General features: G+C 57.7%; 21 protein-coding genes and 1 riboswitch. Of the genes, 10 read left to right on the top strand and 11 right to left on the bottom strand.

Annotated features, from left to right (window positions below; genetic code table 11):
• Nucleotides 1-42 precede the first annotated feature (42 nt).
• From secA2 to HMPREF1261_RS13060, 6 genes are all read left to right on the top strand, one after another.
• Nucleotides 43-2,334 carry an accessory Sec system translocase SecA2 gene (secA2, locus tag HMPREF1261_RS09355; RefSeq protein WP_023030771.1) on the top strand — a complete coding sequence of 764 codons (2,292 nt, stop codon included), beginning with the start codon at nucleotides 43-45 and terminating at the stop codon, nucleotides 2,332-2,334.
• A gap of 85 nt (nucleotides 2,335-2,419) precedes the next feature.
• Entirely contained in the window at nucleotides 2,420-2,854 is a 435-nt protein-coding gene (gene odhI, locus HMPREF1261_RS09350; RefSeq protein WP_023022279.1) for an oxoglutarate dehydrogenase inhibitor Odhl, read from the top strand.
• Nucleotides 2,855-2,954: 100 nt separating this feature from the next.
• Nucleotides 2,955-3,701 carry a MerR family transcriptional regulator gene (locus HMPREF1261_RS09345; protein ID WP_023030770.1) on the top strand — a complete coding sequence of 249 codons (747 nt, stop codon included), beginning with the start codon at nucleotides 2,955-2,957 and terminating at the stop codon, nucleotides 3,699-3,701.
• A 38-nt stretch (nucleotides 3,702-3,739) separates the two neighbouring features.
• The gene (locus tag HMPREF1261_RS09340) at nucleotides 3,740-4,333 is read left to right on the top strand and encodes a bifunctional nuclease family protein (protein ID WP_023030769.1); all 594 of its coding nucleotides are present in this window, start codon (nucleotides 3,740-3,742) and stop codon (nucleotides 4,331-4,333) included.
• A gap of 146 nt (nucleotides 4,334-4,479) precedes the next feature.
• Nucleotides 4,480-5,043 carry a MerR family transcriptional regulator gene (locus HMPREF1261_RS09335; protein ID WP_005282882.1) on the top strand — a complete coding sequence of 188 codons (564 nt, stop codon included), beginning with the start codon at nucleotides 4,480-4,482 and terminating at the stop codon, nucleotides 5,041-5,043.
• A 196-nt stretch (nucleotides 5,044-5,239) separates the two neighbouring features.
• Nucleotides 5,240-5,803, top strand: a complete 564-nt coding sequence (locus HMPREF1261_RS13060) for a DUF2283 domain-containing protein (RefSeq protein WP_023017528.1) — start codon at nucleotides 5,240-5,242, stop codon at nucleotides 5,801-5,803.
• A gap of 566 nt (nucleotides 5,804-6,369) precedes the next feature.
• Here HMPREF1261_RS13060 and HMPREF1261_RS09325 read toward each other — a convergent pair.
• The 5 genes from HMPREF1261_RS09325 to HMPREF1261_RS09305 all read right to left on the bottom strand — a co-directional run bounded on the left by HMPREF1261_RS09325 (nucleotide 6,370) and on the right by HMPREF1261_RS09305 (nucleotide 12,043).
• Nucleotides 6,370-7,692 (bottom strand): hypothetical protein, encoded by a 1,323-nt coding sequence (locus HMPREF1261_RS09325; protein ID WP_023030768.1) that lies wholly within the window; start codon nucleotides 7,690-7,692, stop codon nucleotides 6,370-6,372.
• A complete protein-coding gene (locus HMPREF1261_RS09320; protein WP_084519553.1) occupies nucleotides 7,685-8,362 on the bottom strand; it encodes an ATP-binding cassette domain-containing protein in 678 nt (225 codons plus the stop codon). Before HMPREF1261_RS09320 ends, HMPREF1261_RS09325 begins: the two co-directional genes overlap by 8 nt.
• A gap of 604 nt (nucleotides 8,363-8,966) precedes the next feature.
• Nucleotides 8,967-9,806, bottom strand: a complete 840-nt coding sequence (locus HMPREF1261_RS09315; protein ID WP_023030767.1) for a vWA domain-containing protein — start codon at nucleotides 9,804-9,806, stop codon at nucleotides 8,967-8,969.
• A gap of 49 nt (nucleotides 9,807-9,855) precedes the next feature.
• Nucleotides 9,856-10,704, bottom strand: coding sequence for a hypothetical protein (locus HMPREF1261_RS09310; RefSeq protein WP_023030766.1), 849 nt, complete (start codon nucleotides 10,702-10,704; stop codon nucleotides 9,856-9,858).
• Nucleotides 10,705-10,735: 31 nt separating this feature from the next.
• Nucleotides 10,736-12,043: a DEAD/DEAH box helicase gene (locus HMPREF1261_RS09305; protein ID WP_023030765.1), complete on the bottom strand. Its 1,308-nt coding sequence runs from the start codon at nucleotides 12,041-12,043 to the stop codon at nucleotides 10,736-10,738.
• Between the two features lie 227 nt (nucleotides 12,044-12,270).
• Here HMPREF1261_RS09305 and HMPREF1261_RS09300 point away from each other — a divergent pair, with 227 nt between their 5' ends.
• Complete coding sequence (locus HMPREF1261_RS09300) at nucleotides 12,271-13,800, top strand: DASS family sodium-coupled anion symporter (RefSeq protein ID WP_023030764.1); 1,530 nt, start codon at nucleotides 12,271-12,273, stop codon at nucleotides 13,798-13,800.
• Between the two features lie 63 nt (nucleotides 13,801-13,863).
• On the opposite strand, the gene gndA is transcribed toward HMPREF1261_RS09300, so the two are convergent.
• Nucleotides 13,864-15,315 (bottom strand): NADP-dependent phosphogluconate dehydrogenase, encoded by a 1,452-nt coding sequence (gene gndA / locus HMPREF1261_RS09295; protein WP_023030763.1) that lies wholly within the window; start codon nucleotides 15,313-15,315, stop codon nucleotides 13,864-13,866.
• A 59-nt stretch (nucleotides 15,316-15,374) separates the two neighbouring features.
• Here gndA and HMPREF1261_RS09290 point away from each other — a divergent pair, with 59 nt between their 5' ends.
• Entirely contained in the window at nucleotides 15,375-15,830 is a 456-nt protein-coding gene (locus HMPREF1261_RS09290; protein ID WP_023030762.1) for a PaaI family thioesterase, read from the top strand.
• On the opposite strand, the gene corA is transcribed toward HMPREF1261_RS09290, so the two are convergent.
• Entirely contained in the window at nucleotides 15,827-16,900 is a 1,074-nt protein-coding gene (gene corA, locus HMPREF1261_RS09285; protein ID WP_023030761.1) for a magnesium/cobalt transporter CorA, read from the bottom strand. The two genes, HMPREF1261_RS09290 and corA, sit on opposite strands and share 4 nt — an antisense overlap.
• A gap of 116 nt (nucleotides 16,901-17,016) precedes the next feature.
• Between corA and HMPREF1261_RS09280 the strand changes: the two genes are divergently transcribed.
• Complete coding sequence (locus HMPREF1261_RS09280) at nucleotides 17,017-17,619, top strand: bifunctional 2-polyprenyl-6-hydroxyphenol methylase/3-demethylubiquinol 3-O-methyltransferase UbiG (protein WP_023030760.1); 603 nt, start codon at nucleotides 17,017-17,019, stop codon at nucleotides 17,617-17,619.
• Nucleotides 17,620-17,623: 4 nt separating this feature from the next.
• Here HMPREF1261_RS09280 and HMPREF1261_RS09275 read toward each other — a convergent pair whose 3' ends face one another.
• The 4 genes from HMPREF1261_RS09275 to HMPREF1261_RS09260 form a co-directional block, all read right to left on the bottom strand.
• Nucleotides 17,624-19,159, bottom strand: coding sequence for a bifunctional hydroxymethylpyrimidine kinase/phosphomethylpyrimidine kinase (locus HMPREF1261_RS09275; protein WP_023030759.1), 1,536 nt, complete (start codon nucleotides 19,157-19,159; stop codon nucleotides 17,624-17,626).
• Nucleotides 19,152-19,781, bottom strand: a complete 630-nt coding sequence (gene thiE, locus HMPREF1261_RS09270; RefSeq protein ID WP_023030758.1) for a thiamine phosphate synthase — start codon at nucleotides 19,779-19,781, stop codon at nucleotides 19,152-19,154. Before thiE ends, HMPREF1261_RS09275 begins: the two co-directional genes overlap by 8 nt.
• Complete coding sequence (gene thiM / locus HMPREF1261_RS09265) at nucleotides 19,778-20,602, bottom strand: hydroxyethylthiazole kinase (protein ID WP_034658207.1); 825 nt, start codon at nucleotides 20,600-20,602, stop codon at nucleotides 19,778-19,780. The genes thiE and thiM overlap by 4 nt, the downstream gene beginning before the upstream one ends.
• Nucleotides 20,590-20,685, bottom strand: a riboswitch (TPP riboswitch). Its footprint overlaps the gene before it by 13 nt.
• A gap of 102 nt (nucleotides 20,686-20,787) precedes the next feature.
• Nucleotides 20,788-22,140 (bottom strand): NAD(P)/FAD-dependent oxidoreductase, encoded by a 1,353-nt coding sequence (locus HMPREF1261_RS09260; protein WP_023030756.1) that lies wholly within the window; start codon nucleotides 22,138-22,140, stop codon nucleotides 20,788-20,790.
• A gap of 204 nt (nucleotides 22,141-22,344) precedes the next feature.
• Here HMPREF1261_RS09260 and HMPREF1261_RS09255 point away from each other — a divergent pair, with 204 nt between their 5' ends.
• Nucleotides 22,345-23,658 carry a class I SAM-dependent methyltransferase gene (locus HMPREF1261_RS09255; RefSeq protein WP_023030755.1) on the top strand — a complete coding sequence of 438 codons (1,314 nt, stop codon included), beginning with the start codon at nucleotides 22,345-22,347 and terminating at the stop codon, nucleotides 23,656-23,658.
• Nucleotides 23,659-23,662: the final 4 nt, after the last annotated feature.

Genomic DNA, 23,662 nt, shown 5'->3' with positions numbered 1-23,662 from the left:
GACTAGAGTCGTAGGCAGCCAGCCCCTAAAGGAGGAATTGTCGTGGGAGCATTCGATTGGTTCTGGAAAGCGATGGGCTCGCAAAGCGAGCGAAACGATAAGAAATCCAAGGCCATCGTGGATGAAGCTCGCTCCGCCGCGGATATATTCGCGCAGAGCGACGATGCTGCCGTGGCCCAAGCCGCCCGCGATGCGGTGCGCGGCGGCGAGGTCGCAGACAAGGCCCAATTCCTGGGTGCCCTTGCCGTAGCGTGTGAACGCACCCTGGGCCTGCACCCATTCACCGTGCAATCGCAGGCGGTACTGCGACTGCTTACCGGCGATGTCATTCAAATGGCTACCGGTGAGGGCAAGACTCTCGTTGGCGCGATGGCCGCAACGGGTTTCGCGCTGACCGGAAAGCGCGTTCACGTCGTGACGGTCAATGACTACCTAGCCAGTCGCGATGCCGAATGGATGCGGCCTGTCGTGGAATTTTTTGGGCTGCAGGTAGCCTCCGTGACGGAGGGCATGAGTGCGGACGAGCGCCGCGATGCCTATGCGCAGAATATTATTTATGCCCCAGTCAATGAATTGGGCTTTGACCTGCTGCGCGATAATCAGATCACCGAACGTGCACAGACGGTGCAGGCTCCTGGCGATGTCGCCTTGGTAGACGAGGCCGATTCCGTCTTGGTGGACGAGGCCCTCGTGCCGCTGGTCTTGGCCGGAAATCGCCCCGGTGAAGCGCCCACCGGGCAAATTACCAATGTGGTCTCCCGCCTCCGAGAGAACCACGAGTACGTCATCTCGGATGATGGGCGCACGGTGCAGCTTACCGATGTCGGCGCAGCCCGCGTAGAGCGAGAGCTCGGCATCGATTCCCTTTACTCCGAGGACACTATCGGTACCGTCCTAGTCAAGGTCAACTTGGCGCTGCACGCAAAGGCGCTGTTGATCCGCGATATTCACTACATCGTGGTGGACGGCAAGCTGCAGCTTATCGATGCCTCCCGTGGCCGCGTCGCCGACCTGCAACGCTGGCCCGACGGGCTGCAAGCCGCGGTAGAGGCCAAAGAGGGCTTGGAAGTCTCAGAGGGCGGGCGCATCCTCGATACGATTACCCTGCAAGAACTCATGCGCCGGTACCCGCTGGTCTGTGGAATGACGGGTACTGCGGTAGAGGCCACCGACCAGCTGCGGCAGTTTTATGACCTGCGCGTCTCCGTCATCGATCGGAACAAGCCTTTGCGGCGCTTCGATGAGCAGGACCGTATTTTTGCCACCATAGGGGAGAAGTCGGTGGCAATCGTTGAAGAAATTGCCCGCCTGCACGATGCTGGTCAACCTGTGCTTGTGGGAACCCAAGACGTGGCGGAATCAGAAAATTTGGCTGAGGCCTTGCGCGAACGCGATATCGAAGTCAACGTGCTCAACGCCAAAAACGACCGCGAAGAGGCGCAGATTGTCGCCGAAGCCGGCGATGTGGGGCGGGTAACCGTCTCCACACAAATGGCCGGCCGCGGTACCGACATCAAGCTCGGTGGCGCCGATGAGGCCGACCACGATGAGGTGGCCGAACGCGGCGGCCTTGCCGTGATCGGAACTTCTCGGCACCGCACCGCGCGGCTCGATAACCAGCTGCGCGGGCGTGCAGGGCGCCAAGGGGACCCAGGCTTGGCGCTATTTTTCGTCTCCCTGGAAGATGATGTGGTGCAACAAGGCGGAGCTGGGGAAAAGGTCAGCGCGCAACCTGGCCCTAGCGGGCTCATCGAATCCAAACGAGTGCAGGACTTTGTAGCCCATTGTCAGCGGGTAGCAGAGGGCCAATTGCTAGAAATTCACGCGCAAACCTGGAAGTATAACCAGCTCTTGGCGGACCAGCGCATCATCATCGATAAGCGCCGTGCAGCGCTATTGGATACAGACCAAGCGTGGCAGGAACTTGCAGAGCGCGCCCCAGAGCGGGCCAACGAGCTTGCGGATCTCCCGGAGCCAGTGCGAATTCAGGCGGCGCGAGAAATCATGCTGTATCACCTCGACATGGGCTGGGCCGATCACCTCGAGCTGCTCGATGATGTGCGCGAATCCATTCACCTGCGCGCCATCGCGCGCGAGACCCCAATTGACGAATATCACCGCATCGCGGTGCGCGAATTTAAGGACTTGGCGCAGCGGGCGGTTGATCAGGCCGTAGAGACCTTCAGGCAGGTGCCTATTGACGCCGAGGGGGCACACCTTGCAGACTCTGGGTTGAACCGTCCAAGCGCAACGTGGACCTATATGGTCTCTGATAACCCCCTTGCGGGGCAGGGAAATTCCGTGTTGAGCGGCATCGGAAATATTTTTCGGTGAAATAATTGCCCACTGAGAGATCAAAGACTCGGTAGAGTCGCTATTATTGGTATAAGTAACTCAAAACTAATCCCCGGAGGTAACAATGAGCGAGAACACCGGAACCCCGGAACCACAGGTGGAGACCACCTCTGTATTCCGCGCTGACCTGCTCAAGGAAATGGAAAATGGCACCAAGGGAACCGAGACCTCTGCGGTAGGTACGGAAAACTTGGAGGACGGCCAGGCGTTGCTTGTGGTCAAGCGCGGCTCCAATGCCGGTGCCCGCTTCCTGCTGGATCAGGACACCACCACGGCAGGGCGCCACCCAGAGGCAGATATCTTCCTGGATGATGTCACCGTTTCCCGCCGCCACGCTGAATTCCGCAAGAACGATGACGGCCAATTCGAGGTAGTAGACGTGGGATCCCTGAACGGCACCTACGTCAACCGCGAGCCGCGTAACTCGCAGGTGCTCGAGGTTGGAGATGAGATTCAGATCGGTAAATTCCGCCTCGTCTTCATCACCAAGCAGGACTAAAACCGCAGCAGACAAACCGTTTTGCCGTACTTGGTTAAAGCGGTTTAGTCTCCTTTTTATATCCAACGACTACTGAGACACTTTTAAAGAGATAGACACAGTGAGCGCAGCAGAATCCGCGGCGGCATCAGCTCGCCGCAAGAGCCCGAACACGAAGAAGGCTAAGACCATGTCCATTGGCGTGGTCTTAGAAACACTGAATCAGCAGTTCCCTGATGTCACTGTGTCTAAAATCCGCTTCCTCGAGTCAGAGGGGCTGATTTCTCCCCAGCGCACTGCCTCCGGCTACCGCCGGTTCACGCAGGAAGACGTGGATAGGCTGCGCTATATCTTGACCACCCAGCGGGATAATTACACCCCGCTTAAGGTCATCCGCGAGCAGCTGGAAGCGATGGATTCCGGCCAGGTCACCGCCATTGTTTCTGCTGGCAATGCGGAGACCTTGCTGTCCCCGCAACAGTTCAAAGCACCCGCGGTAACGCGCTTGACCGATGCCGAGGTAGCAGAGCAAGCCGGAGCATCCGAGGCGGATATTGCCACCTTTATCAAGGACAAGCTCATTAAGCCGGATGCCGCGGGATTTTTCAATACCGACGACGTGGCCATTGCTTCTGCCGCGGTAGCGTTGCAGGCCTTCGGCTTTAGCGCTAGCCAGCTGAAGTCCCTACGCAATAGCGCACGCCGCCAAGCAGATTTGATTTCGCAGGTTGCGGCCCCCGTGGCGCACTCGAATTCCGATACCGCGCACCAGCAGGCAGAAGAGCTCTCCCAGCAGATGACGGCGCTAGTCGTTTCTTTGCACGCCACCCTGGTAAAGACGGATTTGCGCCACGAATTTAACGCTTAACTCACCATGGCAGCCTCCCTTGTGGGAGAGTGGTAGCTATGAGTGATGTAACCCTTGAATTTCACGGCATTCACCAGCTTGGGCCAGAAGATGATGTCTGCGCGCTGCTGCGGTGGCCCGAAGAAAATCGCCTCATTCCAGTCTGGCTTTCGGCCGTAGACGGAATCCAATTGGCCGCCGTTTTTGCTGACCAGCGCCCGAACCGCCCCACGACCCACGATCTTCTGTGCGAGGTCTTGGAGGCTGCAGGTGGCGTCGAGGCCATCGAGATTGTCAACCACCATCAAGGCACCTTCATGGTGGATATTCAGACCGCGCAAGGTGAAGTTTTTGATGCACGTGTAAGCGACGCCTTGGCGGTAGCCGAGTACTTTAAGGTGCCCATTGTTGCCGAATCTGCGCTCTTGGCGCAGGTATCCGTCTTCGCCAGCGAGGACGACATCAAGGAATACTTCGACCTCGAGCTTCCTACCCCCACGCAGGACTGGGAAGACAGCGAGGACTCCTCTGCCGAGGAAAGCACCTCTGCATCCGGAAACGCGCAGGCCGATGCCGATTTCGAAGAGATGATGCGCAGCCTTGGCATGGATGAATCCGATTTCCACACGGGGGAAGAAGACGAAAAAAATTAATGACACGCGTGTGACTAATGGTGACAATGTGGTTTTTAAAGTCTAAAGTTGTACTCGAAGGTTAAGCAAGCACCGCTTGACGGGGGTGTGCGCTTGGCATTTAATTGATCTTTAGAGCTTCCAACAAACCCCATTGGAGTAATTACGTGAGCATCACCGAGGACACTCAGTCCGAGTCCCAGTACGTCCAAGAATCCCTCTTTGATGTGGGGCCGGATGAAGAAGTGGGGTACCGCGTGCCCATCGCTTGCCAGGTTGCTGGCATCACCTACCGCCAGTTGGACTACTGGGCACGCACCAACCTGGTCAACCCCTCCATTCGCACCGCACGCGGCTCGGGCTCGCAGCGCCTATATTCTTTTAAGGACGTCTTGGTCCTCAAGATTGTCAAGCGCTTGCTCGATACCGGAATCTCCCTGCAGAACATCCGCTTGGCCGTGGAATCGCTGCACGACCGCGGTGTCAATGACTTGGCGGAACTCACCCTCGTCTCTGATGGCACCACCGTATACGAGTGCCGCTCCAATGATGAGGTCATTGACCTTCTCGCCGGCGGCCAGGGCGTCTTCGGCATCGCAGTCCCGGGAATCTTGAAGGAACTGTCCGGCACGATTACGTCCTTCCCCGCAGAGCGCATCGAGGAATTGCCCGATGACAACGTGGTTGGCTTGGATGAGCTCGCCGCTCGCCGCAATCGCAAGAGCTCCTAAGTCCTCTTAATAGGTTCTCCCTCCAGACCCCAGCTCACGGGGGTGGAGGGAGTTTTTATACCAAGGCTTGGCTCCTAGATTCTAGGGGTCGCTGCAACGATGATGGTTACTTTGGTTTGTTGCTACGTAATCACGCTGTGGACGATAAAGGGAAAGTCCTCCCTACCTAATAAGGAACTTGAATCATTAGGTTTAGATGAATACTCGACCTCGCCCAGCGGTGCTTCTAGTGCAGTCACTAATGAAGGCGGGGGAGCTTTCCGATCTCTTAGGTACTCTTGATGCGCCTTGGGCTATAGATACGACAGGGGCCTCAGTTCATACATGGTATGAAATTCGTCAAAGCACGATAGTTCAACATATTTCACCAAATTCTTCAACGCAATTTCCCGTAGTAGTAGATCCTTTTTGGATCCCATTCTTGGGAATCATTGGTGGAAATCTCCCGCGTCATGCGTTGACCCAGATGGCTAGGCGGAAGATCAATAAAGAGCTAGTTGAGCACGTTATAAAACAGGCAGAACAAGCAAGGGTAATTATGAATTTTGATTATGACCCAGAAGCTGATGCAGCCTATCTAGCTATAGCGCAGCCAGGCACCCTCTCTGAACGGCAGATATCAGCAATAACTATAGAAGAAATGGAAGGAGAAATAGAGATAGATATCGACGAAAATGGAAAAGTTATTGGTATCGAGTTCGTGAATGCCTCCTTGATTCTTCCGTCAGCCTTCCTAAATAAAGCAAACCGGATATCATAGGCATCATCTAAAGGGGCGCCGCCGAGATAGAATATCTTCTCCTGCGCAGGTTTCTGCAAAAATAGGTCCCAGACCCCATCATCACGTGTAAAAGACGTCCATAACAGGCTAGCCCAGTTCACAGGATCACCTCGTGATCATGTCCACGGCTTTGATTTATCCGAATTGCTGATCCGTACTCAGATGAGCACTCGATGACTTGCAACGTAATGATGTATTCACACTAAACGTCCTTGGCTGTAGCTCCTCCGCAAACGCAAACTCCTCCAGGCCTGCAGGGCTTGCGATTTGTTTTGAGCCGCGTATATCTCCTTCAACGCTTGACACGCGTCCTTGTGATCCACATGGAACCCATCCTGGTTCGCCAGCTCAGCACAGGCATGAGCCAAAACGATGCCCCTTCATTGATTTGGATTCATATGCCAAGCACACGGCTTGTGGCCGTTCGTGTCTACCCTGACAGTCAGTTAGGTAGCCTTGTTGATAGCTGAAGTGTCCCAGATTTTCCCATCTACTCAAACGGAACAAAACCTGGGACTTCACTTAAGCGAGAGATTCCTTTTAAGCTATTTCCTCGATGCCAAAGTGGTTTGAGTCTCTTTGCCCTTTACACCAGAGAATCCCAGATACAAAAGTGGCACAAAAATCATAACGAGAGTATACACAGATATTAGTGGTTGCCAATATAACTCACTCAACATCTCAATCAAACTGATATTCCAGACGAACATCATGAGTAGTCCTAGAAAAAACACGCCAACAAGCACTAATACCTGCGAAGAAAAAACTATTGAAGCAAGTGTGAGAAGTAATGCGAAATGGTATTCACGACTCATAATCCCTAGCTTGAGGAATTTATGGAGGCTACGGTTGAGCAATTGGCTAAGTATGAGACTTGCGGAGATAATCGCTAGTAGCGTAAAGGCTAGAGGCACGGCCATGAGCACCCAGAAGTCCCACTGCGCAATGCCGCCTTCTCCCATGGCGCGGGCTTGCATACCAGATGCGCTGAAAAGTAATGCAGGGATGCTTGCAATGAGGAACAGGAATAACGAGATACCTGAAAAACGTGACCGGTATTCAGAAGTCACAGATTTACTCAAAATGGGGCTGGGACGGTACGAGGATAACCTTGAAACGAGTGTCGTAAGGTTGAGTGCAATACGCGGAGCTGCCTGGGGAACAAGAGTAGAACCAACAAGCAGTATCCCTACCGTGAAAAGAATTCCACCTTGTTGTCCGTTTTCATAGACTATTCCGAATATAATTAATGCGGTCCCGCCTAAAGCGAAAATCCCCGGCAAGAGCCAGCGTTTGATGGATCGTAAAGTTCTGAAGCTATTGTTCACCCTCGTCACTAAATTCGTACTCAGAAACAATACCGAGATAGTTAGTGGAATGAAGAGGCTGATTATTGCGAGAACAATGCCGAAAAAAGTAGGAACGCCAAATGCACTGACACTGATTAATGGAGCTCCGTTATCATCAGGAAGCCATTCTAACAGTGCAGAAAATGGTAAATAAAGCACGACTGTGAGGAGTAAGGCGCCGACGATCGGCTTCCACATTTGCCCAAGCATTATGCGGATAAAGTGACGCCGACCTAGTCCAAAGCGTATAAGCGTTATGGATTGCTCGCGAAGGAGTAAAGACCCGAGAACTGCAAGCGGAATGTTCATGGCGATGGCGACAAATGTTGCCCAAAAGAGCATATTGCCACCAATAAACTTGAATTGGTCATCCGGAAACTCATCAATCAATCGCGACCAAACTGACCCTAGAACAAGAACAAAGCTGGTGGTTATTCCGAGGGCTAGTGCAAGGACAAAGAAATATATTTTGGCCTCGCCGACGATCGACGTCCCAATTTTTTGCAAATTCTTATTCATGGTTTGCATCGTCCTTTTCCATAGTGATTACAGAATCAACGAAGCTTTCGACGACTGGATCGTGTGACACCATGAGAACACCCGTTCCCTCGTGCACCGCATCGTCAATGACACGGAATAAGCTGTCCCTCGAGTCGCTATCTAACGCACTGCTCGGCTCGTCAAGTAGAAGTAATTTAGGTTGTCGTATGAGTCCACCAGTGATCATGACTCTCTGTAATTGACCCTTTGAAAGTTCATTCAGCATCTGGTTTACAGTGTGTTCTACACCTAACGATTCAAGAATTCCGACATAGAATGCTGAATTCACTTCTTTCTTACAAATTTGTAGATTGAATTCTAAATATTCTTTTACCGTAAGGCCTGGGAAAGCTACTAATTCTTGGCCAACGTAGGAAATATCGCTTCGGAGTAATTTCTGGCGGGTCGATACTGAGGTCTTAGATATGTTGAACTCGTTAAGTAGCACTACGTTTCCTTCATGGAGGGGGTGCAAGCCTACGATTGCGTTCAGAAATGTGGTCTTGCCGCATCCAGAAGGACCTGACAATAATGCCTTTTGCCCGCGAGTAAGCTCAAAATCTAGTGGCAACGCTAGAGGGGAGCTATGCCTTGGGGTCGCCTTAACAGTAACTGCTTGAACTTCGAGTACGGGGCTAACGGTTCTCATGGAAGTGTCTTTCTAATAGAGCGAGGAAGGAAATAATCAGGGGGTTGTAGCTGAAATTGTCTGATAGCCTCCGAAATGAGGGGTGGACAAGATACATGGGTCCTGATCCCCGGAAAGTGGACACGTAGGTGGTTAATTATGCAATTTTAGCCAGTGTAGCTGAAATCTCGGCAAAAACATCAGGAGCCACAAGATTGCACTAGGAGTGTCGTCTGCGCTTGTTGTAGCGCATGCACCACCGGCAGACTGAAAGGTCCCAGGTTTTGTTCCGTTTGAGTAGATGGGAAAACCTGGAATATGCCAAGAAGATTTGACTAGGATGCCAAGAACCGTGCGGTCCGTCTCGTGGAAGATTGCATCTTGGCGGAAAATATGTCGATGCGCCCCGCGTGCCAGGCAATAGCCCCAAAGCTGGGGGTTTCATGGAACACGGCGGGTCCTTGGTTTCTAGTGGTCGTGGAAACACCTGACATGGGTTGGGTGATTGTGTGGAGTCGAAATGGGATCCGAGTTCTGGTGTAGTGGCGCGGTTTGCGGCGTTGGTTCGGCTTGGTAGTTCAATCCGGGGGGCTGCTGGAGTGGGGTTTGTTTACCAGAGTCCCCGTTAAACCCCAGAGGCCTTATCCATTGCCGCATTAAAATCTTCCTGCGTGCCCGCATCGACGCTGGTGAAATTGTCGGCGGCGTTTTTTAGCTGTTCATCGACTGCCCCTGGACCCACGTGAACAACGGATAGCTCTACGTTGTCTGACTTCGCGCCGTCAAGGGCGGCGGCAAATTGGGCTTCGTCCATGTCGAGCTCGGTGCCGGTAGTAACGAGGACGACGCGCGCCTTCTGGTTGGTGCCCGCGGCTTGATCCGCTGCGGTATTCAGTGCGGCTATTGTGGCGCTGCGCGATTGCGGCACGCCACCGGTGCCAAATGCCGCGAGCGTCTCCGGCACCGCAGCGCCGTTGCCGAATCCAAGATTATCCCGGTAACCCACCGTGGCGGCTTCCGAAATGGGCGACGAATAGTTCCACAAGGCAACCTGGCTATTGTTGTGGCTCAGCTTTCCCGCGGTGCCAGATAGCGCTTGTTGCGTTGCATCAAACATTGCCGTCATATTCGCGGAAGTATCAACGAGCAGGAGCGTATTGGGCGCCATTTCCACGGTGGAGGAGGAAGCTGGGGAAGAAGAATCTTTGCCTTCTTCGGCGCCGTCTGCCGTGGAAGGCTTCGATGCATCTGCGTCCGTCGTGGCAGGAGTGGAAGAGGAGGCTGCAGTACTGCTTTCCACAGCAGATTCGGATGCGGTCTCGGCGGCAGTAGTCTCGCTCGAGTTATCCCCGCCGCGCAACAGAAAAACCACTAGTGCAATGGCAGCAAGGATCGCGATGATGGCGACCGCGACAACCCAGCCGGCTAGTGTGAATTTGTTTTCCCCGTTTGAGTGCCGTGCCATGTAGTGCCTTTCTCCGAAGTCTCCCGAGCCAGCGCATGATGCGTTTAATCTAGTGTAACTGGGAGTAAGCCCTTTCCATTACTGCGACAAGCCGCTCGCGCAGCGGTTGGGCTCGCTCCGCAAGGCCCCGCTGGCGGTTGACGTATGCCGCCTTTCCCTCTGGTGTTTCAATCGGCACCACCCCAAGGCCCCAGTCGCGGCAGTCGTACGGGGAGGCTTCCATATCAAGGATGCGGGCATCGATAGCCAGATCCAGGCAATCGAGAAAGAGATCACCTGGGACCAAGGGCCCCAATTTCCACGCCCATTTATAAAGATCCATGGTGACGTGCACGCAGCCTGCTTGATCGTTGGCTGGTTGATCCGCACGGTTGAGTACCGTGAGATTGAGCGGACGCGCCGGCGGGGTAAAGAAACGGTACGCATCATAATGCGAGCATTTGAGGGAGTGAGCGTCAACGACGCGGTTGGTCCCCGCTGCGCCTAGGCGCAGCGGGAGATCATGGCGCGGGGAGTCCGTGTGGTAGACCATCGCCCATTCATGCAGGCCGAAGCAGTCAAAGTGCGCCGGGTTGGTAGAAGAGCGCCGCAGTAAGTCCAGAATATAGTCGACGGAGCTGCCGCGCCGTTTCATGTAGGACTCCACGTCCACGGTGATGCCATCCGCGGTTTCGTGGTAATCGCGCCAGTTAGCCTGCGGCGCGTTTCCCGCGAGCGCCGTGTCGATGCCCGGGTGCCAACGCTTCAGATGCGACGGGCGGACAGGGTAGTACTCAAAGAGGAAATCAAATACGGGATGATAAGTGCCGGGATGGCGAAACCTTTCCAGGCGGTCCGTTGCCCGCCGTTCGTGCTCATCCATGCGGGCGGTCCAGTCAGCGGTAGATAAAACCTGCACGGGCCTATCCTCCTTTCTATTGCGCCAGCGCTTAGCGACGCCGCCCCTTACCCCTCCTGGCTCCACCAACCTGCCGCTTCTGTTGGCGTGGGGGTTGTTTCTTTTGTTGCTGGCCCGAGCCGTGCGAACCGTCTTGGCCCGGCGGTGGAAGGGCCGGTCCGTGCGGTTTGCGGGCGCCGGTGACCGTGCGCAGCTCGGGAGCGCCGGCCGGGTTATCGCGGTGGGAAATATCGTATTCGGTAGCGTTCACACCGGCCTTTTTGATGAGGGCAGCTACTTCTGAACGCTGTTCATCGGTGACCAGGGTAACCACCGTGCCTGTGGCGCCGCCGCGGGCCGTGCGCCCTGCGCGGTGCAGGTAGGCCTTGTGTTCTGCCGGCGGATCCACGTGAACGACGAGGGAAACGTCTGCGATGTCGATGCCGCGCGCCGCAATATCGGTGGCAACGAGGACTGGAATGGAGCCATCGGCAAAGCCAGAAATGGCGCGGGTGCGCGCGCCTTGGCCCTTATCCCCGTGGAGTGGATAGGCGTTGATGCCGACGCGCCTTAGCTTTTTCACCTGCCTATCCACGCCGTGCTTCGTTCGCATGAACATAATGGTCTTGCCCGCGCGTGCGGCGATGCGCATAACCACCTCGTTGCGGGCGGGGCGATCGCCGACGAAAAACAGGTGGTGCGACATCGATTCCACCGCCGCGGTCACCGGTGCGGTGGAATGGACTACGGGATCGTGCAGGAATTGCTCGACCAGCTTATTGACGTCCCCGTCGAGGGTCGCCGAAAACAGCAACCGCTGACCGGTGGGCGGGGTGTAGTTTAAGAGCTTGCACACTTGGGGAAGAAACCCCATATCGGCCATCTGGTCCGCCTCGTCCAAAGTGGTGATCTGCACCTTGTCAAAGGACAACTTGCCTTGGGCGATGAGATCCTGGGCGCGACCAGGTGTAGCGACCAAGAGATCCACTGGGCGCGCCAAAGACCGGATGTGGTGGTTGATATTGACGCCGCCGACCACCGCGAGGACGCGCAGCCCTAATGCGGCGGCCGGCTCATCGAGGCGTTGTTGGATCTGCGTCGCCAACTCGCGGGTGGGGGCGAGGACGACCGCACGGGGGTGGCCGGGGGTCGAGGCACCCGAGCCAGCCAATCGGGCCAGCGTGGGAAGCCCGAAGGTAAAGGTCTTTCCGGATCCGGTAGGCCCGCGGCCGAGTACGTCCTTGCCCGCGAGTACATCCGGGATGGCTGCGGCTTGGATGGGAAATGCTTCCGTGATTCCTTGGTCGTTCAAAACGTGAACCACGCGCTGAGGTAAGCCGAGTTCGGCAAAAGTAGTCATCGTTGGGCAATTCTAACTGGAGGGTGCGCAAAATCCCGCATCGGCTAGCGCACGATTGGGCACCGTCTTTATGAGTGAGAAATGCCATAGCAAAAATAGGGCTCTACTTTAGGTATTTCACTGGTTATTACCTAACGTGGAAGGTGGTGCTGGGAAGCACACACGATTTATTCCTCCACTCACCGGCCCATCCCAGGGCCACAACGAACTGTTAAGGAGTCGTCTCCATGGCTCAAGCACAAGCATCCACAGCCAGTTCTTCTTCCCACTCCTCGCCGCAGGAATCTACAGAACCCACGAAGACGGAGAAATTTCACCTTGATGCCGTGTGGTTCGCGCTGGCCTTCCTGGCCCTAGCGGCCGTCTTACTTATCCCGATCCCGGGACTCGACTGGCCCGCTAAAGTGGCCCTAGGCATGCTGGCCTTTGCGGTGATCATGTGGGTGACCGAGGCCGTGAGCTATCCGGTGAGCGCCTTGCTGATCGTCGGCCTTATCTCCCTACTTTTGGGGCTCGGGCCGGATCCAGAATCCGATGGTATCTACGGCACCTCCAACGCCCTCAAGGTCGCGATGGCAGGATTTTCCTCGTCTGCGGTAGCGCTTGTGGCCGCGGCGCTAATCTTGGCCGGAGCGATGCAGGCTACGGGCCTGCATAAACGGATTGCGCTGTACGTGCTGAAGATCGCGGGGGAGAAGACCTCCCACATCGTTATCGGCGCCATCGCGATCGCCATCATCTTGGCCTTCTTCGTTCCCTCTGCCACCGCGCGTGCGGGCGCCGTGGTGCCCATCTTGCTCGGTATGGTGGCCGCCTTCGGTCTATCCTATGAGTCGAAGCTGGGTGCCCTACTCGTCATTACCGCAGCGCAGGCCGTCTCGATCTGGAATGTAGGTATTAAAACCGCAGCCGCACAAAATCTCGTGGCGGTGGGATTTATTGAGGATCAAATGGGGCAGTCGGTCTCCTGGGGGCAGTGGTTTATTTGGGCCGCGCCCTGGTCCATCCTGATGTCCGCCGCGTTGTACTTCATCATGCGCGCCGTCATCAAACCGGAAACGGAGCGCATTGAGGGAGGAAAGGAGCTCATCGCCAAGCAGCTAGAGGACCTTGGGCCCACCTCACCGGAAGAGAAAAGGCTCATCGGGTTTTCCCTCCTCCTGCTCTTGTTCTGGGCCACGGAGGGACTACTACACCCGATTAGCTCGGCCGTCATTACCGCGGTGGCCGTCGCCCTGATGCTGCTGCCGAAGATTGGCGTATTTACCTGGCCAGAGGCCCAAAAGTCCGTGAGCTGGGGTACCCTCATCGTCTTTGCCATCGGCATTTCCCTCGGCTCATTCCTGCTGGATACGGGCGCCGCAACGTGGCTATCAGAAAAGACCTTTGGGTTAATGGGGCTGGATTCGCTGCCGATTCTGGCAACGATTGCGCTGGTATCGCTATTTAATATCCTCATCCACTTGGGCTTTGCCTCAGCGACGTCGCTGGCCTCCGCACTCATCCCGGTCTTTATTGCCTTGGCCTCCACGCTGGATGTGCCCAACGGCGGCATCGGCTTCGTGGTCATCCAACAGTTCGTCATCTGCTTCGGATTCTTGCTGCCTGTCTCGGCGCCGCAGAACATGCTGGCCTATGGCACCGGTGCCTTTAGCACCAAGCAATTCCTGCGCTCCGGTATCCCGCTGACCATCGTCGGGTACCTGCTTATCCTGCTGCTGTCTGCCACCTACTGGTCGTGGCTGGGCTTGGTCTAAATCCAGAGACGAAAAAAGGGGAGGGCCTGCACCGTGCAGGTCCTCCCTCTTTATTTTCAGTACTTAGTCCGTCTGCGTCAGGCTGCGGTCGCCGGACCACTCAACGTGGAAGGTGCCCGGCTTATCGGTGCGCTTGAAGGTGTGTGCACCAAAGAAATCGCGCTGGCCCTGGATCAGGGCGGCGGGCAGGCGCGTGGCGCGCAGGCTGTCGTAGTAGGACAGCGAAGAGGCAAAGACCGGAGCGGGCAGGCCCATCTGGGTTGCGGCGACGACGACGCGGCGCCACGGTTCGATGAGATCTTCCAGCTCGCCCTTGAAGTAGGGATCCAGGATGAGGGCGGGCAGCTCTGGGTTGTTATCAAATGCCTCGCGGATGCGGTCCAAGAACTTGGCGCGGATGATGCAACCGCCGCGCCAGATGGTGGCTAGGTCACGCGGATCGACATCCCAACCGAATTCGGCGGAACCGGCCTTGATCTCATCGAAGCCCTGGGAGTAGGCGATGAGCTTGGCTGCATAAAGGGCCCGGCGAACGTCTTCGATGAAGGCATCCTTATCGATGTCGAAGTCCGCGTTCGTGCCTGCCGGAAGCTGACCCTCCTGCGCGGCGGCGCGCTGCTGGCTCGAAGAAGACAGTGCGCGGGCAAAGACGGACTCGGCAATGCCGGTAATTGGCACGCCCAATTCGAGGCCGTTGATGGCGGTCCAGCGGCCGGTGCCTTTCTGGCCGGCGGCGTCCAGGATGACATCGACAAGCGGGGCGCCCGTATCCGGATCCTTCTGGGCGAGTACCTCGGCGGTGATCTCAATGAGGTAAGAATCCAGGTCGCCGGAGTTCCATTCCTTGAAGATTTTCGCGATCTCGGCAGGCTCCAGACCCGCGCCGTAGCGCAGCAGCTGGTAGGCCTCGCCGATGACCTGCATATCGGCGTACTCGATGCCGTTGTGGACCATTTTGACGAAGTGGCCGGCGCCATCCGGGCCGATGTGGGTCACGCACGGGGTGCCATCCACCTCGGCGGCGATGGATTCCAGGATGGGGCCCAAAGTCTCCCAGGACTCGGCCGGACCACCAGGCATGATGGACGGGCCGTTCAAGGCGCCTTCCTCGCCGCCGGAAATGCCAGCGCCGACGAAGTGCTTGCCGCGCTCGGCCACTTCCTTTTCGCGGCGAATGGTATCCGTAAACAGCGCATTGCCGCCATCGATGATGATATCGCCGTCATCCATGGCATCGGCAAGCTGATCGATGACCGCATCGGTAGCCTTGCCCGCCTGCACCATGATGATGGCCTTGCGGGGGCGCTCCAGGGAAGCGACGAAATCCGCGATGGACTCGGAAGGAATAAAGTTTCCTTCGTTACCGTGGGCCTCAATGAGGGCGTGGGTCTTTTCCGGGCTGCGATTATAGACGGCGACGGTATTGCCATTGCGGGCAAAGTTGCGGGCCAGGTTGGAGCCCATTACCGCTAGGCCGACAACACCAATGTGCGCAAGTTCGTTCTTTTCAGTCATGGTGCCTATCCTACGTCACCGCCGCGCTTTCGCCGCGCTGGCGGCTAAGCTTAAAGACTATGTCAGATACCCAGATACTCAATGACTTGCTTCATACCGCGCACACGCGCCTGCTCAACGAGGAAGAGCTGGAGAAACTAAATTCGGTCAACGGCGGGCTTGCCGAGTTCATCGGCCTTACCTTCGACCGCGTTGGCCCAACCGAGGCCCGCGCGCGCCTTACCGTGACTTCTCAGCATCACCAGCCGTGGGGCGTGGCTAATGGCGGGCTATATTGCACCATCGCGGAAACTGTCGCCTCCATTGCCAGCGTCGCGGCTGCCGATGCCCCGGCGATGGGCGTCAATAACTCCACGGACTTCATTAAGGCGACAGGGGAGGGCGAGCTTGAAGCGGTGGCCACCCCCATTCAATTGGGCACGCGGACCCACGTGTGGAGCGTAGAGATGCGCCAAGGAGACACCCTGGTTGCACGCACCACGCTGCGCACCATGATTATGGATAAGCGCAGCTAGAGCCAGTGGTTCTTCCGGAACCACGCCCACAGGCCGCCAACGACAGCGACCATGATGATGATTGCCATGGGATAGCCAAAGGCCCAGTGAAGCTCCGGCATGATATCGAAGTTCATGCCGTAAATACCGGCGACGAGGGTCGGCGCGGCCCACATGCCGACGACCGCGGAGATCGTGCGCATATCCGAGTTTTGCTGCATGGTGACCTTGGCCACCGAGGCATCAATAAGCGAGGTCAGGCGTTCATCGAAGCTGGCGACCAAGTCATTGACCACGAGCTCGTGGTCATAGACATCGCGCAGGTAGGACCGGATCTGCTTAGAGATGAGATCCTTGTGATCCGAGACCATCGCCTTTAATGCCGCAGAGAGCGGATAAATGGCGTGTTTCATCTCCAAGACTTCGCGCTTGAACATATAAATGCGGTCGACGTCGAATTTGAGGTTCGGGGTAAAGATTTCCTCTTCGAGTTCATCGACTTCATCGCTAATCAGGCGGGCGACCTCGGAGTAGCGGTCCACCATCATGTCCAGGATCTTCCAGGCCATGGCGACGGGGCCGAGCTCCACCAGGTCCTGCTCGTCTTCGACCGTGTAGGCCAGATTGGGCAGCTTCGCACCGTGGCGAACGGTAATGATGAAGTTAGAGCCCATAATCATCTGGATTTCGCCCGTGGAAATAATCTGGCGCTTATCTTTCACCTCATCGTGGTCGCGGTAATTCACCGAGCGGGCCACCACAAAGAGCTGGTCATCGTAGCGCTCCAGCTTCGGGCGCTGGTGGGCCATGACGGCGTCTTCCACGATGAGCTCGTGGATGCCAAATTGCGAAGCGATCTTCGTCATCTGGGATTCATAGGGCTCATGCAGGCCCACCCAGACGAACCCGCGGCCGTATTCCGCCACGGTTTCCAAGGCGGAATGCGCGGAATACTCGCCGGGTAGGGCCTCACCATCGACGAAGACGCGGCAGTGCTCAATGGCGCGCTCCGCGGGAACCGGCGGGAAGGAGGGCTGACTAGGAGGCGTGGATCTCTTTCGGCCCCTAAAGGGCGTGGGTACGGACGGCATCGTTTCAGCCTCCTTTGCACGGTAGTGCGGATAGTAACGCAATCAAGTAGTAAAACGGGCCACGTTTTACGCAGCGGGTAAAGCTTACACCGACGGTGGGTAATATAATCGAATCTATGCCTACGTGGAAAGAAGTTACCGAAGCCAATCCCGCCCACTCCCATAATTTCGCCCGCAAATGGAAGATGCTTGAGGCGCAGGGCAAAGACATTCATGGGGAGGCCCGGCTTGTCGATGCCATGGTGGAACGCAATTCCACCATCCTCGACGCCGGCTGTGGAACCGGCCGCGTCGGCGGGGAATTGCTACGCCGTGGTCACAGCGTGGTGGGCATCGACGTAGATCCCATTTTGATCGAGCACGCTGAACATGACTTCCCCGACGGCGAGTGGTTCGTCGGGGACCTGTGCACGGAAGAGGTTCCTGAAGGCCCCTTTGACTTGGCTGTTTCCGCAGGAAACGTCATGGGCTTTTTGGCCGTGGACGGCCGCGAGGAAGCCCTGCGAAATATTTTTAACTCGCTGGCCCCCGGCGGGCGCTTCGTCACCGGCTTTGGGGAAGGCCGCGGATGGGAATTCCAGGACTTCCTCGATATGGCGCAGAAGGTGGGCTACCGCGTTGACTTCACGTTTTCCTCTTGGGACATGAAGCTTTTTTCGGAGCATTCCACCTTCTTGGTCGCCGTGCTTTCTAGGCCTGGCGCGGACCTCTTGGCCTAAAGCCTTAAAAGCGCCGGTCCGCTTGGTCGAAGAAATCGACCTCGTGGATGCTGGCGCTGATAAAGGCGCGCTCGGCGCGGGTCCGGGTGGCCTCATCCGCCTTCTCCAGGGTTTCCTCCACAATCTTGATGCTCTCGCGCACCCCGGCGAGGAAATCTTCGCCGCCGTAGACCTCCAACCAGGCATGGTAGGGGTGATCGGGCGAATCGAATTCCGCCAGGTGCAAGCCCACCTCTGCATACAGCCAGTAGCAGGGAAGTACGGCCGCGATGCCGACGGCATAATCATCCGTGTGCGTGCTGCGGATGAGGAAATCCGTGTAGGCGCTAGTGACCCGCGATGGCGCGGTAGTAGCAGAATCCTTCAACCACCCGCGGTGCAGTTCAGCTTCCTCTGCGAGGCACTCGTAAGCGCCCTGCGCCCAGTGCAATTGCTGTGCGGTATCGGGTGCCTGGCTGGCCAGGCGGGCCAGGGCCTTCGAGTAGGAAGCCAGGTACTGCGAATCCTGATCGAGGTAGAAACTGAAGGCGTCGTTGGCGAGTGCCCCGGACCCCAGCTTCTGAATAAAGGGTAATGCCTTTACCTGCTCCCAGTGCTCCGCCGCGATATTCCACAGGCGCTGCGTGTACGGTCCTGCGGGCGCAACGCGCGGCTGGTCTGGGCTTTCCGCCTCTTCCAAAGGCCCAGCCAGGTGAGGAAGCGGTACCGAGGACGCCGCCCGCATTAAGCGCTGCGAGCGGTGCAGGTGGTCTACCGGCCCGCTGCCCTTGCCAACGGCCAGCGCATCCGCATTGGCAATCGCCTCGTGCAGCCAATCCGTCGACCATTCGAGGGCGGTGGCGACATCATCGCCGGCACCGAGCCGCGTTGCGAGGGCAGAGGAGAGGGAGCAGCCAGTGCCGTGGGTATTCTTGGTCTGCACTCGGGCCGATTCCACGCGGTGAACCTTGCCATCGGCGGTGACCACGGCGTTATCGGCAATCGCCGAGTCAAGGTGCCCGCCCTTGACGATGACCGCCGTATCCGCCTCAGCGGCCCACGCCTTAGCCACCTCGATGGCACGGTCCAAATCCGTGGCTTCCTCCGTCTGTGTCAGTACGGCCAGCTCCTTGAGGTTGGGTGTGATGACATCAGCGCGGGAGCATAGCTCGCGCACCGCCTTTTCTGCCTCGGGGGCCAAGAGGCGGTCGCCACTGGTGGCCACCATGACCGGGTCCAAGACTACGGGGACGGACGGGTCGATCTGGTCGAGGAACGTGGATACGAGGTCGGTGATGGGGGCATCGGCAAGCATGCCGATCTTGATGGCATCGATGTTTACGTCTTCGCGGACGGAATCCAGCTGCTCTTGGAGGAAATCTAGCGGCGGGACGTGGACGCTGCGCACGCCCTGGGTATTTTGGGCCACCAGCGCGGTGACCACGCTCATTCCATACCCGCCCGCGGCGGCGATGGACTTCAAATCGGCCTGGATGCCGGCTCCGCCTGTGGGATCGGTTCCAGCAATCGAGAGAATACGGGGGTAGGTTCCTTTAGCCACAGTAGGCCTCCTTTAGGTTGTGTGCTGCCGCTGCCGGGTCATCGGCAGCCATAATGTCGCTGACCACGCAGATCCCTGCGAAGTCGCTTCCGGAAAGTTCGTGGGCATTGTGTGCCTTGATGCCGCCGATGGCGACGGACTCGATGCCGCGTTCGCGCGCCGCGGTGGCAAGGCGCCTGGCGGCCTCGGCACCGATTCCCGCTGGCGCATTCTTCTTGGTCGCCGTCGAGTGAACCGGGCCGATGCCAATGACATCGGGGGCCTCCTGCGGGTCAATGGCGTCCAGCTCTTCCCGCGTGCCCACCGAAAGCCCGATGAGCTTATCGGGGCCAAGCAGCTCCCGTGCTTGGTTAAAATCCATATCGTTTTGGCCAATGTGCAGGTGGCAGCCTACCTTGGCCGCTACCTCGGCGCGGTCATTGATAAAAAGCGGTACGCCGCCTAAGACCTTCATGAGTTCGCGGGCGGTAGCCTCGACCTCCTCGTCGCTGGCTTCTTTATCGCGCAATTGCACGACGGTAGCCCCGCCGCGTACCGCCTCTTGCACGATGGGAACGACCTTGTCCCGCCCGCCGGCGAGCTCAGGATCGGTGATGAGATACAGCGTCCAATCGATGCTCATGACAGCCCCGCAATGTCTGCGATCTCGGAGGCAGAGTTGCGCTCCTCGATTGCATCGGTGGACAGCTCATGCAGCGCATCGAGCCAAGCAACCGCAAAGGAGCCAGGTGACGTGGATTTCTCAGCGGCAACGCTGCCCGCGGCTCCTACATGCGCATGCGCGGCGATGATAGCCGCGAATGGATCCTCCCATGCTGCCAGGTAAGCCGCGCAGATAGCGCCCAGCGAACAACCCGTGCCGATGACGTTTTGCAGCATCGGGTGCCCAGACTCGAGGCTTACCGCACGCGGCCTTTCGCCTGCCTGCACGATGAGATCCGTGGGGCCAGATAAGCCAATAACGGCCCCGGTTTCGCGGGAAAGTTTGAGCGCTGGTTCCAGCGCCGCCTCCACGCCATCGGTGGACTCCACGCCGCGCCCGCCGGCTCCGGTTCCTGCCAAGGCGATGATCTCGGAGGCGTTGCCGCGAATCGCCGTCGGGCGCTGCGGCAAGACTTCATGCATAAATTCGGTGCGCTTTTCCAGCCCACCCGCACCGACGGGGTCAAGGACCCACGGGTTTCCGGCCGCGGTCGCACCGGCGATGGCCTCGCGCATGCCGGCGTATTGCTCGGAATTCGGGGTTCCGCAATTGATGAGCACGCCGCTGGCGATCTTCGCAAAATCTTGCGACTCATCTGGAGTATCTACCATTGCTGGGCTGGCGCCGATGGCCAAAAGCGCATTGGCAGAAATATTGCTGACGACCTTATTGGTCAAGCACTGAATAAGTGGAGCGGTTTCGCGCACCGCATCGTGGGCACGCAGAAATGATAAGTCCACAACAATCCCTTCGCTAGTTCTAACTAAGTGCAGGTTCGATGGGTTTTTCTCAGCCACGGTGCGTGGCACCCCATGTTGTAATGCCCAAGCCTAACAAAAATGGGAAAATAGGAACGAAAACCACAAAAGCCGCCGCCCACAGCCCCTAGGTCGGGAGTAGGACGGCGGCTCGTGCCAAGGAGAACTTAGTTCTTTTCTTCTTCTGCCTCGTCGATGAGGTTGCGGGCGATGCGCTGCTGGGTAGTAATCTCCAGGTTGCCGCGGTTGCGGGAGAGGATATTAGCTGCCCAGTTGACCAATACGGCCAAGCGGCTGCGCAGGCCAATGACGTAGGTCAGGTGCAGGGCCAACCAAGCCAACCAGCCTGGGAAGCCGGAGAACTCGGTCTTGCCCAGCTTCACGACGGCATTGAAGCGGGTCACGATGGCCATGGAGCCCTTGTCGAAGTACTCGAAAGGTTCCTTTTCATCGGCGGTGGACTCCTCGTCCACCTTGGTCTCGATGAGCTTGGCGACGTGCTCGCCGCCCTGGATGGCCACCTGTGCCAAGCCCGGCAGGCGGTTCAGGGACATCATGTCACCGATGATGTAGACGTTGTTGAAGTCACCAACGGTCATGTCATCGTTGACGGAGACGCGGCCGGCGCGGTCAGCCTCGACGCCGGCTTGGTCAGCGACCATCTTGCCCAGCGGGGAAGCGGCAACACCGGCGGACCAGATCTTGGTTGCGCCCTCGAGGGTGACCTCTTCATCGGTCTTCATGTTCTTGTAGGTCACGGAGTCTTCGTTGACATCGGTCACCATGGCGTTCAGGCGAACGTTGACGCCTTCCTTCTCCAGGGTGCGCTGGGCGCGGCGGCCCAGGCGCTTGCCGAACGGCGGGAGTACCTGTGGCGCGCCATCAAGCAGGTAAATCTTAGCGGCGGAGGTGCCGTAGGTGGAGTAGACATCGCTAAGCGTGCGGTTAGCCAACTCCGCGATCTGGCCGGTGAGCTCCACACCGGTCGGGCCGGCGCCAACGATGATGAAGGTGAGGAGGCGCTCGCGCTCTGCGGGGTCATCGGTAAGCTCAGCCTTTTCGAAGGCCGAAATGATGCGGGAACGCAGCTCCAAGGCATCATCCAGGGTCTTCATGCCTGGGGCAAACTCCGCAAAGTGGTCATTGCCAAAGTACGACTGGCTGGAACCAGCGGCGACGACGAGGGAGTCATAGGAGTAGGTGCGCGAAAAGTCATCGAGCTCGGCCGTAACCGTCTGGTCTTCCAGGTTAATGTCGGTCACGTTGCCGTTGACAAAGTCCACATTATCCTGGTTGCGCAGCAGCTGGCGGGTCGAGGGAGCAACCTCACCTGCGGAAATCATGCCAGTTGCCACCTGGTAGAGCATCGGCTGGAACAGGTGGTGGTTTTTCTTATCGATGAGGGTGATCTCAACATCGGCGTTCTTCAACTTCTTCACAGTGTTAAGACCGCCGAATCCACCGCCAACCACGACAACGTGGTGACGGCTTCCGTTTGGACGATAAGGGGTATCAGTCATGGAATTAATGCGACCTTCCTCGAGAAAGCTTAATTTAAGTACCCGTATAGTGTAAACGCTCGTCACATAACGTGCATACTTGATACCCATTTACATGCGTTTCGGGTTTACTTTCCTGCGGAGCGTCTTGACCGAAACCGCTCAGAAACTGGCTAAAATAAGCCCACACCGTGACCCCTTGCACCCAGGAGCGCTCCCCAAACCATGAGTTTTTCCACCCCCGAGCATTTACGCTCCATCGACGCGGAGGCATGGCCCAATATCGCGACCGTGCCATCGCAGCGCTGGGCGACGCTAAAATCCCGACGGGCCGAGGCAGAATTCGCCAAGGCCTGCGATAATGCCGGCTTGGAACTGGAACTCGATGCAGCGGGCGGCCCCGATTTAAAGGTGGGCCACGATGCGCTCTTCGAGCGGATCGCCGCTACCGGATGGTTGGGCTTTGCCGAAAGCTATATGGCAGGCGAGTGGACCGTCGAATCCTCCGCCCAATTGGTAAAGGTTTTGGGCAAGCTCCTGCAGGTGGGATACCTCCCCAAGCCGCAGGGAGTAAGCGTCCGCGATTCCGAGCCAGGGGAGCTGCCACTCGACTTGGTGCGCCTCTATGCCGGCGATGGCCTCAGCCACGTTGGCGGGATTTTCTCCAGCGGCGTGCCGACGACGATCCGGGAAACGGTCGAAAGCTTTAGCCCAAAGGCCGGCGGCAGGGAGCCGAAGAGCCACTTTGTCGATGTCACCACGGTGAGCGAGCCCACCAATGTGGACCGGGATGACTTGGGAGAGGCGCAGCGCAGGGCGGCAGATTGGCTCCTCGATGCCACCCGCACCGGCGCCGGCACCCACCTTCTGGTCTATCCCGCGGCCGGAATGCAGGCCGCGATACGCGCTACCAAGCGCCGCGCCACAGTCGACGTCCTGACCAGCGATGTCGAACAAATCACCCAGATGCGCGAGGCGCTTGTCTTTGCCGGAACGGAAGACTCTATCCACGTAGAGCGGATTCCGGATTCCGTTCCGAGCCCCAAGCAGTGGCGCGGGCACTACGACGCGATTATCAGCGTGGAAAAATTCGAGCAATTGAGCCCGCGCGAGCGCAAGGCCTATATCCGAGTCCTCGATCGCTTCCTTACCGCAAACGGGCGGGCGGCTTTTCAATCCATCGTGGCCACCGAATCCATGTCGGATGCTGCCCGAGCATCGTTGCAGGCCATGCGGGCCTATATTTGGCCAGGCCTCGACTACCCGCTGACTATGGATGTGCACCGGCTCGTGGATAAGAACTCTCACCTGCGCATCGTGTCCGAGACGCACGTGGGCAGCCACTATATTGAGTCCCTGCGCCAGCAGCGATCCTTTTTTGATGGGCACCTTCGCGAGGCCGCCGCTGCCGGCTTTGATCCGGTTTTCCGCAGGTTATGGACCTTCCAATTCGCACTTCGCGAGGCGCTCATAACCCTTGGGATGATCGATTCCGTCCAATTCGGATTGACCCACCGCAATCGCGGCGGGCGCCGCTAGCTCT

This window comes from Corynebacterium sp. KPL1818 (assembly GCF_000478135.1).
In the GTDB taxonomy this organism is placed as follows: domain Bacteria; phylum Actinomycetota; class Actinomycetes; order Mycobacteriales; family Mycobacteriaceae; genus Corynebacterium; species Corynebacterium accolens.
The sequence above is the reverse complement of the archived record's forward strand: the minus strand, read 5'-3'. Positions and strand labels throughout refer to the sequence as shown.